This is a genomic window from Aeromonas veronii, assembly GCA_041319085.1.
Lineage (GTDB): Bacteria > Pseudomonadota > Gammaproteobacteria > Enterobacterales > Aeromonadaceae > Aeromonas > Aeromonas veronii_F.
This window is the reverse complement of the sequence record CP101033.1, coordinates 2,522,993-2,539,975: the sequence shown is the minus strand read 5'-3', so window position 1 is coordinate 2,539,975 and position 16,983 is coordinate 2,522,993. Positions and strand designations below refer to the sequence as shown.

Here is a 16,983-nt window from a genome sequence, read left to right as displayed (position 1 = left end):
ATCGGCACACGATAACCACTCTTGAGTAAATAATCTGTTAAGCAGATCGGTAATGCAGGTTGCCAACATGACCTTCGGGAGAGGCGCTGCTCTGCGGGTTGATCCAGAACAAATTAAAGTTAACGATAATCGTTATCATTGTCATTATTTACTGAATAGTGACCACCATGAATCTGACCCCTTCAATGACCGGTATTGCCTCGCCGGATCCTCTCAAGTTTGCCTTTAGCGCCAAGACCTCGGCTCACGCCAGTCGGGGAGGGATGCGCCCCTTCCCGCTGGATGAGGCTGGCTGGCAGAGTTGGTGGCAGCGAGAGAGTGAAGCTGAGGAGCGCGCCCTCTACATCCATATTCCGTTTTGCCGCAAGCGCTGCAGCTTCTGCAATTTCTTTGAAAATGGCGCCAATCCGGCGCGGATCAACCGCTACGTCAACGCGCTCTGCGCCTCCCTTGCGCAGGCAGCTGACACCCCGCTGGCGCAGAGCATGCCGTTTTCAGCCGTCTATGTGGGGGGCGGCACGCCGACCGACATGAGCGCCGATGAGTTGGCTATGCTGGCCGCCGTGATCCGCCATTTTCCGCTGGCGGCCGATGCCGAGGTGACGCTGGAGGGACGCCTCAACGGCTTTGATACTGAGAAATGGCAGGCGGCACTGGCGGGGGGCTTCAACCGCTTCTCGTTCGGGGTGCAGAGCTTTGATACCCGGGTCCGTCAGCAGGCAGCCCGTTTCGATGACAGGGAGACCCTACTCACTCGCCTTGGCGAGCTGACCCGCGATGATGCGGCGGTGGTCGTGGCGGATCTCATCTTCGGTCTGCCCGGTCAGGATGATGCCGTGTGGCAGCAGGATATCACGGACGTGATGGCGAGCGGTGTACACGGGGTCGATCTCTACCAGCTGATCGCCATGCAGGGCACCAATCTGGAGCGGGCGCAGGAGAAGGGCTCGTTGGATTGGCTCGCCGATGGCCAGCAGCGGGCGGCCATGTATGCCTATGGCGGAGCGCAACTGGAAGCCCATGGCTGGGAGCGCCTCTCTTGCAGTCACTGGCGGCGTAGCCCGGCCGAGCAGAGCTGTTATAACCAGATGGCCAAGCGCGGCGCCGAGATCCTCCCCTTTGGCGCTGGTGCGGGAGGCAGCATTCTTGGTCATGGCCTCATGTATGGGCGGGATCTGGCCCCTTGGCACGACGCACTGGCTAATGACAAGCGGGCGCCCGGCATGGTGATGGGGCGCAATCCCAATGCAAGGATGGACGGTCTGCTGCGTGGCGCTCTCGACAGCGGCGTGCTGGAGCTGGATCGTCTGCCAGCGCATTTGTTGACCCATTTGATGCCGCTCTTTGCCGCCTGGCAGCAGCACGGGCTGGCCGAGATAGACGGCGCATGGCTGCAACTCACCCTCGCCGGGCGCTTCTGGAACGTCAATATGCAGGCCGGGCTGTTCGAATTTTTGCAGCTCAATCCGCTCGATGGTTCAGCGCCGCCCAGCCATGACGGTGCGGCGGTGCGTCACTCCCTGGTCTGAGCCTGAGCGGAGCGCTTGCGTCAACTCGCACCGTCCATAACGAAAGAGGGAGCCTTGCAGGCTCCCTCTTTGGACTTGGCAGTTAGCAGATGCCCCGTAAACCCTAGCCCAATCGGGCGGGGATATAAGGGGAGCTAATCTGATGCGTTTGCGAGCCCGCCTATGTCTTCAGTGTCTCGATAGTCGCGCCTGCCGCACGTCCGCAGCGGTTGTTGATTTCACTGGCACGCGCTATAACTGTGCTTATATACAGCCTGTGTTTTTAATCATGAAAAGAGCCACAAAAGTACGCATTTACCCCACCGACGAACAAGCGGCATTCCTCAATGCCCAGTTCGGCGCGGTGCGGTTCGCGTACAACAAAGCCCTTCATATTCAGCGGCACATGTTCCAGCGCCACGGGGTTTCACTGAAACCCAAACGCGACTTGAAACCCCTGCTCGCTGTGGCAAAAAAATCGTGCAAATACAGCTGGCTGAAAGAGTACGATTCACAAGCCTTGCAGCAGGCGGTGATCAACCTGGATAAGGCATTCGCCAATTTTTTCAACCCCAAGCTCAAGGCCAGGATACCCACCTTCAAGAGCAAGAGAGGCAGGCAATCGAGCTACCACCCCAATGGCAAAGTGCTGACCGATGCCATCCTGTTACCGAAGATGACGCCCATCCGAGCTGGCATTCACCGAGATATTATCGGCGTGGTCTCCAGTATCACAGTCAGCCGTGGCCCGACAGGGAAATACTATGCCTCCATCCTTTGCGATGATGGCCGTGAGGCTCCCGCCAAGCCCTCCCTCATCACAGAGGTGACAGGCTATGATATGGGGCTGTCCCACTACCTCATTGCGTCGAGTGGCAAAAAGATGGCCAACCCGCGCCATCTTATCAAGGCCAGTCGCAATCTACGGCGAAAGCAAAAAGCACTGTCTCGCAAGAAAAAAGGCAGTGCCAATCGTAGTAAGGCCAAATTACAGCTGGCCGCCCTGCACGAGCGGGTAGCCCATGCTCGCGCTGATTTTCAGCACAAACTCTCTCGCACGATAGTTGACGATAACCAAGCGATCATCGTGGAGACGCTTAAAACAACCAATATGATGAAAAACCACAAGCTGGCCCGCGCCATTGGCGATGCTGGCTGGTATGGTTTTATCATGAGGCTGGAGTACAAAGCCCAAGCGGCGGGCCGCCACCTAATCAAACTCGATCAGTGGTTTGCCAGCTCTAAACCATGTAGCGAGTGCGGCCACAAGATGCCGGAGATGCCACTTCACCAGCGACAGTGGGTATGTCCAGCGTGTGGGGCAGAGCATGACCGCGATATCAACGCGGCCATGAACATTCGACAGCAAGGAATATTGGAATTAAAAGCGGCGGGGCTCGCCGTTTCTGCCCATGGAGGCCAGCGTAAATCCGTCAATCTGACGGTAGCGGCCTAAGAAGTGGGAAGCCTCGCCGCTTGCGGCGGGGAGCAGTCACCGTCGCGCGCGAGCTTACTCGTCGCTGTTGTCTTGATAGCTGTCGCGCATCGCCTTGGGCAGGCGGCGCATCGGGGTAAAACCGATATCCTCGCCCACCACTTCCCGCTTGCGGGACTTGTTTTGAGGAGACTGGGCTGGCTTCTTGGCGGTATCACCCTTGGCTTTGCCCTTGCCCGCGGCTGGCTTGCCCTTGGCATTGCTGCTCTTGGCGTTGGCATGGCCGCGAGCACGGGGCGGGTTCTGCACCGGTTTGCTGCCCGGCAGGGTCTGACGACTCGGCTTGCCGCTGGGCTCATACCCTTCCAGGATCTCCACGGTCAGGGATTGGCCGATCAGGGCTTCGATGGCCTTGAGCTGACCCAGCTCGTCTTGGCTGACCAGCGAGATCGCCTCGCCGCCCCGACCGGCGCGGCCGGTGCGGCCGATACGGTGGATGTAATCCTCCGCCAGCTGGGGCAGTTCGAAGTTGATCACGTGGGGCAGCTGATCGATATCGAGACCGCGGGCGGCGATATCGGTTGCCACCAGCACCCGCACCTCGCCACTGCGAAAATCGGCCAGCGCCCGGTTACGGGCTCCCTGGCTCTTGTCACCGTGGATCGCCACGGTATTGAGGCCATCTTTTTGCATCTGCTGGGCGAGGCGGTCGGCGATCTGCTTGGTACGAACAAACACCAGCACCCGCTGCCAGTTGCCACGGCCAATCATGTGGGAGAGCAGCTCGCGGCGGCGTTCCCGATCCACCTGAATGATGCGTTGGGTCACCTGCTCGGCGGCGGTGTTGCTGGGATCCACCTCGATCAGGGTAGGGTCGTTCAGCAGATCATCGGCCAGCGCCTTGATCTCGCTTGAGAAGGTGGCAGAGAAGAGCAGGGTCTGGCGCTCTGCAGGCAGCGCCTTCATGATGCGGCGGATGTCGACGATGAAGCCCATGTCGAGCATGCGATCCGCTTCATCCAGCACCAGCACTTCCAGCTCGCTCAGGGTCAGGGCGCCCTGGGTCAGCAGATCCAGCAGACGGCCCGGGGTGGCGACCAGAATGTCGACCCCCAGCTTGATGGCGTCCAGATTGGGCTTGATGCTGACACCGCCATAGGCGATCAGAGTCTTAAACGGTAGGTGGTGGGCATACTTGATGATGCTCTCGCCCACCTGGGCCGCCAGTTCGCGGGTCGGGGTCAGTACCAGTGCGCGTACCTGACGACGGCCACGGCCGTGGTTAGCCAGCAGACGCTGCAACATCGGCAGGGTGAAACCGGCCGTTTTGCCTGTGCCTGTCTGAGCGCCGCCGAGCACATCCTGACCGGCCAGAATGGCCGGAATCGCTTGCTGCTGGATGGGGGTTGGCTGTTCGTAACCCAGCTCCTTGACGGCCCGCAGAATATGCGGAGACAGACCCAGTTCGTTGAATGACATGTTCGAGAGAAACTCCTGAGATGAGCCGTTGGCTCAACGGGCAGCCAGCGCGTTGGGGGCCAGCCACGATATAGAAAAGATAGTGGGGCCGTAATATAGCAAAAGAGCGGCCGCTGCGCAGTAGCTGTCGCATCGGCCACCCCACAATGGATCAACGCAATGGCGTAAAAAGAGTCAGAAGATCAGAGCATCTCGCGGATCTGCTCGGCCAGGTTCTCCGGTTTGGCCTGGGGGGCGAATCTGTCCACTACATTGCCTTCTTGATCGATCAGGAACTTGGTGAAGTTCCATTTGACGTTTTCCAGCCCCAGAAAACCCGGTTTCTGTTTTTTAAGCCACTGGTAGAAGGGGTGGGCATGCTCACCGTTGACATCGCACTTGGCCATGATCGGAAAGGTGACCGGATAGTCGAGAGAGCAGAAGCGGGCGATCTCGTCCGCATCCCCCGGCTCCTGATTGCCAAACTGATTGCAGGGGAAGCCCAAAATCACCAGCCCCTTGGGGCCGAGCTCCCGATAGAGATTTTCCAGCCCTTCATATTGGGGAGTAAAGCCGCAGCGGCTGGCCACATTGACCACCAGCACCACCTTGCCCGCCAGTTGAGTCAGCGGATAGGGGGTGCCATCCAGTTGTTGCAAAGTGAGCGCGGGCAGAGGCATAAGCAGATCCTTTTGTTGATTGTCCGTGAGTGATTCGGTCGATGATAGCGATAAACGCCGGATGAACTGCAACATGATGATGTGGCTACGGTATCGGTTGGCTATATGCACGGCAAGGCGGTCGCTGCGCCTCCTCGTCTTGATTGCAAGGGCCGTCACAGTTTCGACAGCCAATACGCCGCTTGGCGGAGCGGGATCACAACTGGCGACAAAAAAGCGGGGAGGCGGGCGGCAACTCGCGTATTGATGGTGGGACTTCTCAAGAGAAGCAAACCGGTTTGTGACTTTGCCGGTAAGCCGCTACAAAGCGCCCTCTCTCCACTCATTGTGAGCCAATCTTGGACTATCAAGCAGCCATGGATGCCATTTACACCCGGGGATGGGTGATAGTGGATGATTTTTTGACCGTCGCCGAGGTGGATGCCCTCAAAACCTGTCTGCCAAGCGAATGGCAATCGGCCGGGATCGGCCGTGACGCCCTGCATCAGGGCAATCCCGATGTTCGCCGTGACCAGATCCACTGGCTGGAGCCCTCACTCGGGGTGCCGGTGGCAGACTACCTGGCCCGGATGGAGTCCCTGCGTCTTGCCGCCAACCGGATGTTGATGCTGGGATTGTTCGACTACGAGGCCCACTTCGCCCGCTATCGCAGCGGGGATTTTTACGCCACCCATCGCGATGCCTTTGCCGGTCGCTCCAACCGCCGTCTTACCACCGTGTTTTACCTAAACAACGACTGGCTGCCCGAAGCGGGTGGAGTGCTGCGCATGTATGACGACAAGGAGCAGTTTCTGATGGATGTCAGCCCCAAGGGGGGGCGGCTGGTCATGTTTCTTTCCGAGGAGTTTCCCCACGAGGTGCTGCCTGCCAATCGCGAGCGCTACAGCATTGCCGGCTGGTTTCGGGTCAATGGCAACGGCATGGGAAGGGTCGATCCTCCGCGCTGAGCTCTTTTCATCCAATTTCTGACACAGGCGGGAATTTTTATGGCCGTTGTCGGTGGATGGGGCTCCCATCGGCTGACAAGGGTTGATCTCCCTTGCTACACTGGCGCGCACTTATGTTCGTATCTGGCTTCGTCCGGTTTTTATGGTGGTTGGCTTATCAAATGGTCATGACGAGGCCGCTTTTCCCAAGGGATCACATCTAATGAAGAACATGCATGTCTTGCTGCTGTGCGGCGGCGGTGGCTCCGAGCACGAGGTTTCTCTGCGCAGCGCCAATTTCCTCGAGCAACAACTGGGCCTTCTGCCCGGTGTCGAAGTGACCCGCGTCGAGATGTTCGCCGATCGCTGGCTCAGTGCCGATGGCCGCGAGTGCAAGCTGGGGCTCGACAAGCTGCTTTCGTTTGACAGCGTGGCCCGTCCGGTGGATTACGTGGTGCCCTGCATCCACGGCTACCCGGGTGAGACCGGCGATCTGCAATCCTTCCTCGAACTGGCCGGATTGCCTTATCTCGGTTGCGATGCCGAGGCGAGCAAGATCTGCTTCAACAAGATCAGCACCAAGCTGTGGCTCTCCGCCATCGGTATTCCCAACACCCCGTACCTGTTCCTGACCGAGCAAAATGAGGCGGCGCTGGCCGAGGCGAAGGCCGCGCTGGCCAAATGGGGCAAGGTCTTTATCAAGGCGGCCTCCCAGGGCTCTTCCGTTGGCTGCTACTCCGCCAGCAACGAAGCGGATCTGGTGAAAGGCATTGCCGATGCCTTCGGTTACTCCGAACAGGTTCTGATCGAGAAAGCGGTCAAGCCGCGCGAGCTGGAAGTGGCGGTTTACCAGTATGGTGACGAGCTGGTGGCCACCTATCCGGGCGAGATCTGCGTACCGCAGGACAAGTTCTACACCTATGAAGAGAAGTACAGCAGCGCCAGCCATACCGAGACGGCACTGCGTGCCGAGGGGCTGACCCAGGCGCAGGCCGATGCGATCCACGAGTATGCCCTCAAGGCGTTCCGTCAGCTGAAACTGACCCATCTCTCGCGCATCGACTTCTTCCTGACCGAGGAGGGGGAGATCCTGCTGAATGAAATCAACACCTTCCCGGGCATGACCTCCATCTCCATGTTCCCGAAACTGCTGGAGCATCACGGTCACCGCTTCGCCGACTACCTTGAGCAGATCCTGCGCAAGGCCAGCTAAATGCGCTCTCCCGTTCACGGGAGTGCAGAATGATCCAATAAAAATCCCCGCCAATCGGCGGGGATTTTTTTATGCCTTTATCAAGCGGGGCAGGCCTGCCTGAGGGATAAACAGGCGGGGAGGGGATGACTCTTCCCCGCCTGTTGCTACCTGTGGGGTTAGCCGCGAGCCACCCGAAAGCGCACGCTGCGGGAGTGGCACGGCGCCAGCTCACCAAACTCGCCAGCGGTCAGTTCAAGGGGCAGGGGCTGTTCGTCCATCCGCACCGCTTGCCAGTCGTTCAGGGCGTGTTCGCTGCTCACTTTGCCACCCTTCAGCACAGCCTGCTCGCTCGGGTTGTAGACCCGGATCACCAGCGCCTCTTCATCCTCTGCCTTTTTCAGGGCGCTCAGCACCGGACCGGAGGGGTCCATGGAGAGCAGGCTGAAGTGCAGCGGGGTAGTGAAGCTTGCCTTGTTGAGCTTCATGGCATCGAACGGGATCTTGTTGTAGCAGCGTACCGGGGTGAGGTAGCTGCGCGCCGCCTGCATCACGTTGGCGCTGATGTGATCGCCAGCAAACGCCAGCAGGCTGAAACGGCAGCTGAGCTTGCCACGCACCTGGGAATCCGGGGTGGGTAGCTTGATGCCGGAGGGGCGACCCGGGCGCAGCAGCAGCTCCTCTTTGCCGAGTACGCCGACCCCGCGCAGCAGGGTGAGCGCCAGGGTGTCACACTGCTCGCCGATCACTTCAAACTCGCGCAAACCATCGCTCAGCACCGCCAGCCCCTGCTGGCCATCTTGCAGGGCGACGAAGTTCATCAGCTGCCAGACCGGAATGGGGGCCTCTTTCCACCCTTCTGCCTCCCAGTTCGCCATGGCGCTGTCGCGAGTGGGGCGGGTGATGCAGCCAAACTGGTTGTCAGAGACCACGGTGTCGCTCGGGAAGGGGGTGGGGATCAGCACCCGTACCCTGTGATCGTCGGCCTGATTGTCGAGCTCCAGCTCGATGTCGATGCGCGGACTCTGATGTGCAAGCGTGATACGGCAGGTGGCATCGAGGTGGCCGCTGCACTGGCGGTTGGCCCGCTCGGCGAGGTTGGCAGGCAAGGCCATGCGCAGTTTGAGGGTCGCAATGCTCTGCCACGCCTGATGGGTGACCTCGCGGGTCACCGCAAACTCGGTGGAGTAGCGCAGCCACTCGTCTCGCGATGGCGAGTAGTCATACTCGTCACCATCATCGGAACCCTCTTCCAGCGTGAGCACCTGATCGAAGGTGGTGCCGCGCAGCTTGTCCAGGATCTGCAAAGTGCCGTTGTCATTGAGGGCGATGCGGTAAAAATCGTTCTCCAGCAGCTCCCCGCTGGTAGTCACCGGCTGCTCCACTCCCGGCTGGTTACCCTCGATATGCAGAGTGCAATAGCCCATGGCCGGCAGCGGATGGCAGAGCTGGATGTCGTATTCCATAAAGGGGTCGTAGTTGCCGTAGTGAACAATCTGTCTGTCCACCAGACCCGGGTCAATCTCGCGTCTGGCGCGGATGAAGTAGGGGATCGGCTGGCCCGCTTCATCGCGCAGGGCAAAGGATTGGGCGCGAATGCGGATACTGGTGTTGATCACCTCCTTACGGGGGAAGGGCATCAGGTTGAACAGGCAGAGTTTGTCGGCCACCTGCACGCCGTCTTCACACAGTGCCACCGGCATGTTGTCGACAATCTTGCGCATGTAGAAGCGGATCAGGTTCTCGGCCATGTCGTCGGCCAGAATGAAGCGGGTCATCACCTCCTGATGCACCTTGTCGCTGCAGCAGCAGCCGATGCTGTCATGGGCGTGGTTCTTCATGATCTCCTTCCACATCTTCTCCAAAAGCCCATGGTGGTACTCGAAGCCGAGCGCCCAGGCGATGCTCGCCAGCGGCTCGAGGATGTTGACGATCTTGTTCTCGATGGCGGCGTGGGCCAGCTTGATATCCATCCGGGTGGAGGAGATGGTGCGGTGTACCCGCATGTATTTGCCGTCGTTGAACTCCCCCTTGAGGGTGGCCAGCTGGTCACGGCACGCCTCGATGCGCTCGAAGACCTGCTCGAAGCGGCTCATGTGGAATTCCCGCTGGGGGTAGATTTCGCGCAGCTTGTCGATGATGGCGAAGATGTTCTGTTGCAGCGGCATCTGGTCATGGCCGTTGGGCAGCAGGATATCCTTGGTCACCGAGGCTTTTTCCAGCACCTCGAAGTAGGATTCGAGCCGCTTGCGCAGCCCCGCCTCATCTTCCGGCAGGTACTTGCCGATGGCGTAGCCGAGCGGCAGCACCTGGGCGGTCACTTCGCTGCCATCGTTGCTCTGCCAGAGGAACTCGGTCTTGTCGGTACCGTGGCGCTCGGAGCAGCCGCGCCAGAACATGGCACGATCAATCCCGAAGCCGTTGAAGATGTGGGGTAGCTGGGAGGACATGCCGAACGAATCGGGGAGGTAACCGATCTTCATCGGCTCGCCAAGGCTGAGGCAGTCGCGCATCCCGTAGAGCAGGTTGCGCAGGATGGACTCGCCGCTCACCTGCATGGTGTCGGTCTGGGTGTACCAGGGGCCGATGATGAGCTTGCCCGCTTCCACCAGCGCCTTCACCCGGGCCTTGTTCTCGGGCTGGATGGCGAAGTAATCCTCCAGCACCGCGGTCTGGCCGTCCAGCACATAGAACTTGTAGTCGGGGTCGGATTCAAGACGCGCCAGGATCTCCGCCATGTTGTTGACCAGCAGGATGCGGGACTCCTCGGTGGTGAAGTACCACTCCCGATCCCAGTGCATGTGCGGTGTGATGTGAACTCGTGAAACAGTCATGACAATGATCCTTTGCTGACGCACGGCGGCCCTTGCCTGCCGTGCGGAAAAAATAGTCTGTTGAAAAAGCGGTGGTGAAGATGAGTCTTACTCTGCGGCGACCACCTGATAGGTGCCGCGTTGCATGGCGTGACGGCGCCAGCCGATCAGCACCAGAGTGGAGATAAGGGTGCCCACCAGCGCCGCACCGAGCCAGACGGCGGCAGCCATCAGGGCGCCGTGGCCGCCATCGTGGAGCAGGAAGAGGGAGAAGATGCCGGCTCCCGGGGTGGAGAGACCAATCCCCATGGCACCCACCATGGCGCCGGTGACCACCGAGCCTGCGAGGAAGGAGCCGATCACCCGGATTGGATCTTCGATGGCCATTGGAATGGCACCCTCGGTGATCCCCGCCAGCCCCAGTAGCCAGGTGGACTTGCCAGTCTCGATCTCGAAGGTCTGGAACAGACGCGGCGCCAGCAGGGTGGAGGCGGTGACGGTAAAGGCCGAGACCATCTTGACCGCGCCGAAGATGGCGTAGGGGCCGTAGACCCCGTTGGCCATGGCACCGAGACAGAAGGCGTAGGCCGCCTTGTTGACCGGGCCACCCAGGTCAAATGAGCACATAAAGCCGAGCAGGGCGCCCAGTACCAGCGCATTGGTGCCGGAGAGGCCGTTGAGCCATTCGGTGAGGCTGTTGTTGAGCCAGGCCACCGGCTGGCCGATGACAAACAGCATCAGGCTGCCCGCCACCAGGGTGCCGATCACCGGATAGAGGTAAAAGGTGAGAAAGCCGTTGAAGTTGGGGCTGAGGCGCACATGCTGCTTGACCCAGCGCATCAGGTAACCGGCGATCAGGCCACCGACCACGCCGCCGAGAAAACCGGAGCCAATCATGTTGGCGGCCAGTCCCGCCGCAAAGCCCGGGCCGAGCGCCGGTTTGTCTGCCAGCGAATAGGCGGTATAGGCCGCCAGCACCGGCACCATCAGGGTGCCCAGCATGCCACCGCCGAGTTTTCGGTACATCCAGAGCCAGGAGTTCTCGGTATCAAACAGATGTTGCAGGCCGAAGATCTGGGCCAGCAGCACAGAGACGGCGAGCACGGTACCGCCTGCCACGATCAGCGGTACGGCAAAGGAGATGCCGCTCAGCAGCGCCTGCTTGAGCTCGGTCTTGAGGCCCACCTTCTTGCCGGTCGGCGCGTCGCTCTGGCTGGGGTTTGGCGTCGGGGCGGAGCGACCGGCCTTGGCCGCGTCCAGCGCATCATTCAGGATCCGCTCGGCATGGCGGATGGGCTCGGCCACTGGCGTCTCGATCCGGGGGATGCCGGCGAAACGCTCCTGCTCCTTGATGGCCACCTCGGCGGCGAAGATGCATGCCACGGCAGCATCGAGCGCTTCTTGCGACAGGCGATCCTCGATGCCGTTGGCGCCCTGCTTCTCCACCAGTACCCGAATGCCCAGTTTGCGCCCCGCTTTTTCCAGATACTCGGCAGCCATATAGGTGTGGGCGATCCCTGCCGGGCAGGCGGTGACACAGACCACTGTGGGTTGATTTGTATCTAATTTGTCTTCTTTTGCTGGTTGCTTGCCGCTATCCCCTTCACCATCGAGCAGTGCCATCAGCTGCTTGGCACTTTGGGCAGCAAGTACCGCCTCGCGGGTATCGTCATCCACCAGGGCAGTGGTGAGGGTGGTGAGCAGCTGCATATGGGTGGAGCCCGCCTGATCGGTCGGGATCGCCAGCATGAAGATCAGGTTGACCGGCTCGGGGCCGTCGATCCCCTCCCAACCCAGCTCCTCGCTCAGGGTAGCGACGGCAAAGGCCGCTTCGCGCACCGCATCGCACTTGCCGTGGGGTACTGCCAGCCCTTCGCCAAGGGCGGTGGGGCCCTGCGCCTCGCGGGCCATGACCGCAGCCAGAAAGGCGGCCTTGTCGTGCAGCTTGCCCGCCTGATCGAGCCGATCAGCCAGGGCATGAATGGCCGCATCCCGATCGGCAAACCGGGTTTGCAACGTGATGAGATGGGGGCCGGTAAGACTGGTCAGATTCATGATGATCCTCTGTCAGGTTGGCTTGCCAGCAAGCCGTCATGGTGAAAGTGACAGCGATGCTAACAAACCGGGCGACTGATTTTTGTGAGTGGTATCATACAATTCATTATTTGTATTATTTTTGTATTACAAAATCAAGGCAACTTGTTAGGTCAAATGGGGCCAAGCCGTTTTGTCTGCCGGGCAACTGGGGTAGAATGGCGCCTCTTCCATTTATCAGGGCGCAGAGCCGACGAGGTGGCCTTTCGTGTCGAAAAAACCCATGTATCGCCAGATAGCCGACACCATCCAGCAGTGGATCGCGCAAGGGGAGCTGGCCCCCGGCGATGCGCTGCCCACCGAAGCCGAGCTGCGCGAGCAGTTCGGGGTGAGCCGGGTGACGGTGCGTCAGGCCCTCAAGCAGCTGACCGAACTCAATGTCATCGAGAGCATTCAGGGCAGCGGCAGCTATGTGCGGCAGGAGAAGGTGAACTACGACATCTATCAGCTCACCAGCCTCTACGAGAAGGTGACCGATCCGGCGGCCGAGACTCACAGCGACATTCTCGCCTTCGAGGTGATCAAGGCGAGCAGTGAGTTGGCCGAGCGGCTCAATCTGGTGGAGGGGGCGCTGGTCTACTACGTCAAGCGGGTGCGCTTTATTCGCCAGATCGCGGTGACGCTGGAGGAGACCTGGATGCCGCTCGCTCTTTTCCCCGATCTCAGCTATGCGGTGATGCAGGGCTCCAAGTACCACTACATTGAAGAGGTGAAGCAGCTGGTGATTGACCGTAGCGAGCAGGAGATCATTCCGGTGCTCCCCTCGGCGCAGGTAGTGGAGGCGCTCGGTATCGATCCCGCCAAGCCCATTATCGAGAAGGTCTCCCGCGGCTTTCTGCAAGATGGCACAGTGTTCGAGTTCAGTCGCAACTTCTTCAAGAGCGATGACTACAAGTTCACCCTGGTCGCCCGCCGCGCCAAGGGTTGAGCGGTCGCAAGCTCCCGCGATAAAAAGGCCACCACCGTGTTTGCGGTGGTGGCCTTTTTTGTTTGGCCGATTAACGGGTCGATGCCGGGCTAAATAGCAGACTGGCTGGTGGTCTGGCGCAGCGGATCTACTGAGCTGAGTCTTTGATAATTTCCTCGACCCGCACCTGCAGGCTCCCTTGTGCCAGGGTGGTGATGAGCTGGTCGCCACTGTTGACCTGATCGGCGCGGCGGATGACTTCACCACGCGCGGTGCGGGTGATGGAGTAACCGCGACCCAGGGTGGCGAGCGGGCTCACCCCGTCTAGGCGGGCGGTGAGCATGGCGAGGCGGTGGCTCGCCAGATCCTGGCGTTTGGCAATCAGGGCATGAAGCCGCTCCTCGGCCAACTGGTGGCGGCGCTTGCCAGCAGCCAGCAAGCGCTCCGGGCTCTTGCCCTGCAGGCGTAGCTCAAGGTTGGTGAGGCGCCGCTCCCCCTGATGCAGCCGCTGGCGCAATAGCTGCTGCAAACGGGCAGAAAGTTCGTCGAGGCGTTGGGACTGCTGCTCCAGTCGCCGTTTCGGATCCTGATGGTCGAGCCGCTTTTGCAGCAGGATTAAATCGTGGCGGGCGGCGGTCTGCTGGTGGCTCATCGCCTGCAACAGTCGCTGCTTGAGGTGGGCGAGGTGCTGGATGCGGGCCTGATTGTCCGGCGCCACCAGCTCGGCGGCGGCCGATGGGGTCGGGGCGCGCAAGTCGGCAGCAAAGTCGCTGATGGTGACATCTACCTCGTGGCCCACCGCGCTGATAACCGGAATGTTGGAGTGGGCAATGGCGCGGGCCACAACCTCTTCGTTAAAGCACCAGAGATCTTCGAGCGAGCCGCCGCCGCGTCCGACGATCAGCACATCCACCTCGGCGCGCAGGTTCGCTTTGGCGATCGCCGCGACGATCTGGCTGATGGCGGCGCTCCCTTGCACCTGGGTCGGGTAGATAAAGACCGGCAGATCCGGCGCACGCCGTTTAAGCACCGTCAGCATATCGTGCAAAGCCGCGCCGGTGGCGGAGGTAATGAGACCCACCGCGCGCGGTTCGCGGGGCAGCGGCCGCTTGCGGCTCTCGTCAAACAGCCCCTCAGCCCCGAGGCGGCGCTTGAGCTCTTCAAAACGCAGCGCCAGCACGCCGTCGCCCGCAGGCTGCATCGACTCGATGATCAGCTGATAGTCGCCGCGTGGCTCATAGAGGGAGACCCGCGCCTGCACCAGCACCTGCATGCCATCCTGTGGGCGAAAGACCACCCGCCGGTTGTTGCCCTTGAACATGGCGCAGCGCACCTGCGCCGATATGTCCTTGAGGGAGAAGTACCAGTGGCCGGAGCTTGGCATCGCCAGATTGGAGAGCTCGCCGGTCAGCCACACCAGCCCCAGATCCTGTTCCAGGATCATGCGCACGGCGCTGTTGAGGCGGGTGACGGTAAAGACCTGCTGCTCGCGGCTGCTCGCCGCACTGGAGGGGGTATATCGGTTCAATGGCGTACCTGTGGTCTGCCCCGACGGGGGCGGGATAAAACGATGGCCGCTATTTTACCCCAGTGCGCGACAGTATTCGCCATCTGACAACGTGTAGTCCTTCTCTTTCGGTCTGGATCTTCAAGGGGCCAGTCTACAGGGAGAGTGGATCGTTCACTGCGAGAGGAATGTGCCAGAGCATGTGGTGCGGGATAGCGGGCTCAGCTTGAAACAATGGAGAGATAGATATGAAAAAGCCCAGTTTGAAGACTGGGCTTTAGAATTGGCTCCCGCTCAGCAGATCTTTAGCAGATGCCCCGTAAACCCTAGCCCAATCGGGCGGGGATATAAGGGGAGCTAATCTGATGCGTTTGCGAGCCCGCCTATGTCTTCAGTGTCTCGATAGTCGCGCCTGCCGCACGTCCGCAGCGGTTGTTGATTTCACTGGCACGCGCTATAACTGTGCTTATATACAGACTGTGTTTTTAATCATGAAAAGAGCCACAAAAGTACGTATTTACCCCACCGACGAACAAGCGGCATTCCTCAATGCCCAGTTCGGCGCGGTGCGGTTCGCGTACAACAAAGCCCTTCATATTCAGCGGCACATGTTCCAGCGCCACGGGGTTTCACTGAAACCCAAACGCGACTTGAAACCCCTGCTCGCTGTGGCAAAAAAATCGTGCAAATACAGCTGGCTGAAAGAGTACGATTCACAAGCCTTGCAGCAGGCGGTGATCAACCTGGATAAGGCATTCGCCAATTTTTTCAACCCCAAGCTCAAGGCCAGGATACCCATCTTCAAGAGCAAGAGAGGCAGGCAATCGAGCTACCACCCCAATGGCAAAGTGCTGACCGATGCCATCCTGTTACCGAAGATGACGCCCATCCGAGCTGGCATTCACCGAGATATTATCGGCGTGGTCTCCAGTATCACAGTCAGCCGTGGCCCGACAGGGAAATACTATGCCTCCATCCTTTGCGATGATGGCCGTGAGGCTCCCGCCAAGCCCTCCCTCATCACAGAGGTGACAGGCTATGATATGGGGCTGTCCCACTACCTCATTGCGTCGAGTGGCAAAAAGATGGCCAACCCGCGCCATCTTATCAAGGCCAGTCGCAATCTACGGCGAAAGCAAAAAGCACTGTCTCGCAAGAAAAAAGGCAGTGCCAATCGTAGTAAGGCCAAATTACAGCTGGCCGCCCTGCACGAGCGGGTAGCCAATGCTCGCGCTGATTTTCAGCACAAACTCTCTCGCACGATAGTTGACGATAACCAAGCGATCATCGTGGAGACGCTTAAAACAACCAATATGATGAAAAACCACAAGCTGGCCCGCGCCATTGGCGATGCTGGCTGGCATGGTTTTATCATGAGGCTGGAGTACAAAGCCCAAGCGGCGGGCCGCCACCTAATCAAACTCGATCAGTGGTTTGCCAGCTCTAAACCATGTAGTGAGTGCGGCCACAAGATGTCGGAGATGCCACTTCACCAACGACAGTGGGTATGTCCAGCGTGTGGGGCAGAGCATGACCGCGACATCAACGCGGCCATAAACATTCGACAGCAAGGAATATTGGAATTAAAAGCGGCGGGGCTCGTCGTTTCTGCCCATGGAGGCCAGCGTAAATCCGTCAATCTGACGGTAGCGGCCTAAGAAGTGGGAAGCCTTGCCGCTTGCGGCGGGGTGCAGTCACCCATCTCGTTATCGTCCTTGAGGATGACTGACTTGGTACCAGCTTTGACAATGTTTGCCTTGTTTTGGTACCACGAGTTGTGCTCGTGGTACCCATGACACTAGTACCACGAGAGGTACCAATGAAAATTGGCGTTGGTGTTCGCTGGTACTATTCATGGTACCAATGACCCCGGTTCTTGGCGAACTTCGCCGAGCTATTTCGGACAACAAAAAACCCGCAAGCCTTTCGGAATGCGGGTTTCTGGTCTTTCTCGTTCCTTCTCGGAACAGTATTTGGCTCCCTCGACAGGACTTGAACCTGTGACATACGGATTAACAGTCCGCCGTTCTACCGACTGAACTACGAGGGAATTGGCTCCTCCTACTGGACTTGAACCAGTGACATACGGATTAACAGTCCGCCGTTCTACCGACTGAACTAAGGAGGAATTGCCTGTCTCGTTAAGACGGGGCGAATAGTAATGACCAAGGAGACGGGTGTCAACCTGCGAACCGGACGAAAAACAGATTTTCAGACCGTTTGCCCAAAAGTTGTGCTTGCAGTTTATTTTCAGGACAATCAGTCTCTTGCCATCACCTTGACCAATCAGTGTTAGGTTCATTTTTGCGGTTCGCATCGACCTGATGATGCCAGCATGATGTCGCGAACGTACTGGCAATCCAATAAGGTTCAAATGATAATCTTTGCAGCTAAAAGGGCGAGAGCAGGAGTCAAGATCGGCGATTTGACAGTAAATAGGTCACATAATGGGTGAGCGTGCGT

General features: G+C 59.4%; 11 protein-coding genes and 2 tRNA genes. 6 read left to right on the top strand and 7 right to left on the bottom strand.

All coding sequences use genetic code 11. The features are described from left to right. Positions 1–167 precede the first annotated feature (167 nt). Both hutW and NMD14_12010 read left to right on the top strand, forming a co-directional pair. Positions 168–1,529: a heme anaerobic degradation radical SAM methyltransferase ChuW/HutW gene (hutW, locus tag NMD14_12015; GenBank protein XEI31512.1), complete on the top strand. Its 1,362-nt coding sequence runs from the start codon at positions 168–170 to the stop codon at positions 1,527–1,529. Positions 1,530–1,797: 268 nt separating this feature from the next. Continuing rightward, positions 1,798–2,964, top strand: a complete 1,167-nt coding sequence (locus NMD14_12010; GenBank protein XEI31511.1) for a transposase — start codon at positions 1,798–1,800, stop codon at positions 2,962–2,964. Between the two features lie 54 nt (positions 2,965–3,018). Here NMD14_12010 and NMD14_12005 read toward each other — a convergent pair whose 3' ends face one another. After that, positions 3,019–4,422: a DEAD/DEAH box helicase gene (locus NMD14_12005; protein XEI31510.1), complete on the bottom strand. Its 1,404-nt coding sequence runs from the start codon at positions 4,420–4,422 to the stop codon at positions 3,019–3,021. Between the two features lie 182 nt (positions 4,423–4,604). Next, positions 4,605–5,081, bottom strand: coding sequence for a glutathione peroxidase (locus NMD14_12000; protein XEI31509.1), 477 nt, complete (start codon positions 5,079–5,081; stop codon positions 4,605–4,607). A gap of 338 nt (positions 5,082–5,419) precedes the next feature. On the opposite strand from NMD14_12000, the gene NMD14_11995 reads away from it, so the two are divergent. Together NMD14_11995 and NMD14_11990 are read left to right on the top strand one after the other, a co-directional pair. Then, entirely contained in the window at positions 5,420–6,028 is a 609-nt protein-coding gene (locus NMD14_11995; protein ID XEI31508.1) for a 2OG-Fe(II) oxygenase, read from the top strand. A gap of 202 nt (positions 6,029–6,230) precedes the next feature. Next, entirely contained in the window at positions 6,231–7,220 is a 990-nt protein-coding gene (locus NMD14_11990; GenBank protein ID XEI31507.1) for a D-alanine--D-alanine ligase, read from the top strand. A gap of 158 nt (positions 7,221–7,378) precedes the next feature. Here NMD14_11990 and mngB read toward each other — a convergent pair whose 3' ends face one another. Together mngB and mngA are read right to left on the bottom strand one after the other, a co-directional pair. After that, on the bottom strand, positions 7,379–10,033 hold the full coding sequence (mngB, locus tag NMD14_11985; GenBank protein ID XEI31506.1) for a mannosylglycerate hydrolase: 2,655 nt from the start codon (positions 10,031–10,033) through the stop codon (positions 7,379–7,381). Positions 10,034–10,120: 87 nt separating this feature from the next. Next, the gene (gene mngA / locus NMD14_11980) at positions 10,121–12,067 is read right to left on the bottom strand and encodes a PTS 2-O-a-mannosyl-D-glycerate transporter subunit IIABC (protein ID XEI31505.1); all 1,947 of its coding nucleotides are present in this window, start codon (positions 12,065–12,067) and stop codon (positions 10,121–10,123) included. A gap of 247 nt (positions 12,068–12,314) precedes the next feature. Here mngA and NMD14_11975 point away from each other — a divergent pair, with 247 nt between their 5' ends. Further along, positions 12,315–13,034, top strand: coding sequence for a GntR family transcriptional regulator (locus NMD14_11975; GenBank protein ID XEI31504.1), 720 nt, complete (start codon positions 12,315–12,317; stop codon positions 13,032–13,034). Between the two features lie 127 nt (positions 13,035–13,161). Here the strand turns inward: NMD14_11975 and xseA are convergent, their stop codons facing one another. Beyond that, the gene (xseA, locus tag NMD14_11970; GenBank protein XEI31503.1) at positions 13,162–14,541 is read right to left on the bottom strand and encodes an exodeoxyribonuclease VII large subunit; all 1,380 of its coding nucleotides are present in this window, start codon (positions 14,539–14,541) and stop codon (positions 13,162–13,164) included. A 470-nt stretch (positions 14,542–15,011) separates the two neighbouring features. Between xseA and NMD14_11965 the strand changes: the two genes are divergently transcribed. Further along, entirely contained in the window at positions 15,012–16,178 is a 1,167-nt protein-coding gene (locus NMD14_11965) for a transposase (protein XEI31502.1), read from the top strand. 316 nt (positions 16,179–16,494) lie between these two features. Here the strand turns inward: NMD14_11965 and NMD14_11960 are convergent. Next, positions 16,495–16,570: transfer RNA gene (locus NMD14_11960), tRNA-Asn, on the bottom strand. 2 nt (positions 16,571–16,572) lie between these two features. Beyond that, positions 16,573–16,648 (bottom strand) — tRNA-Asn (locus tag NMD14_11955). Positions 16,649–16,983 lie beyond the last annotated feature (335 nt).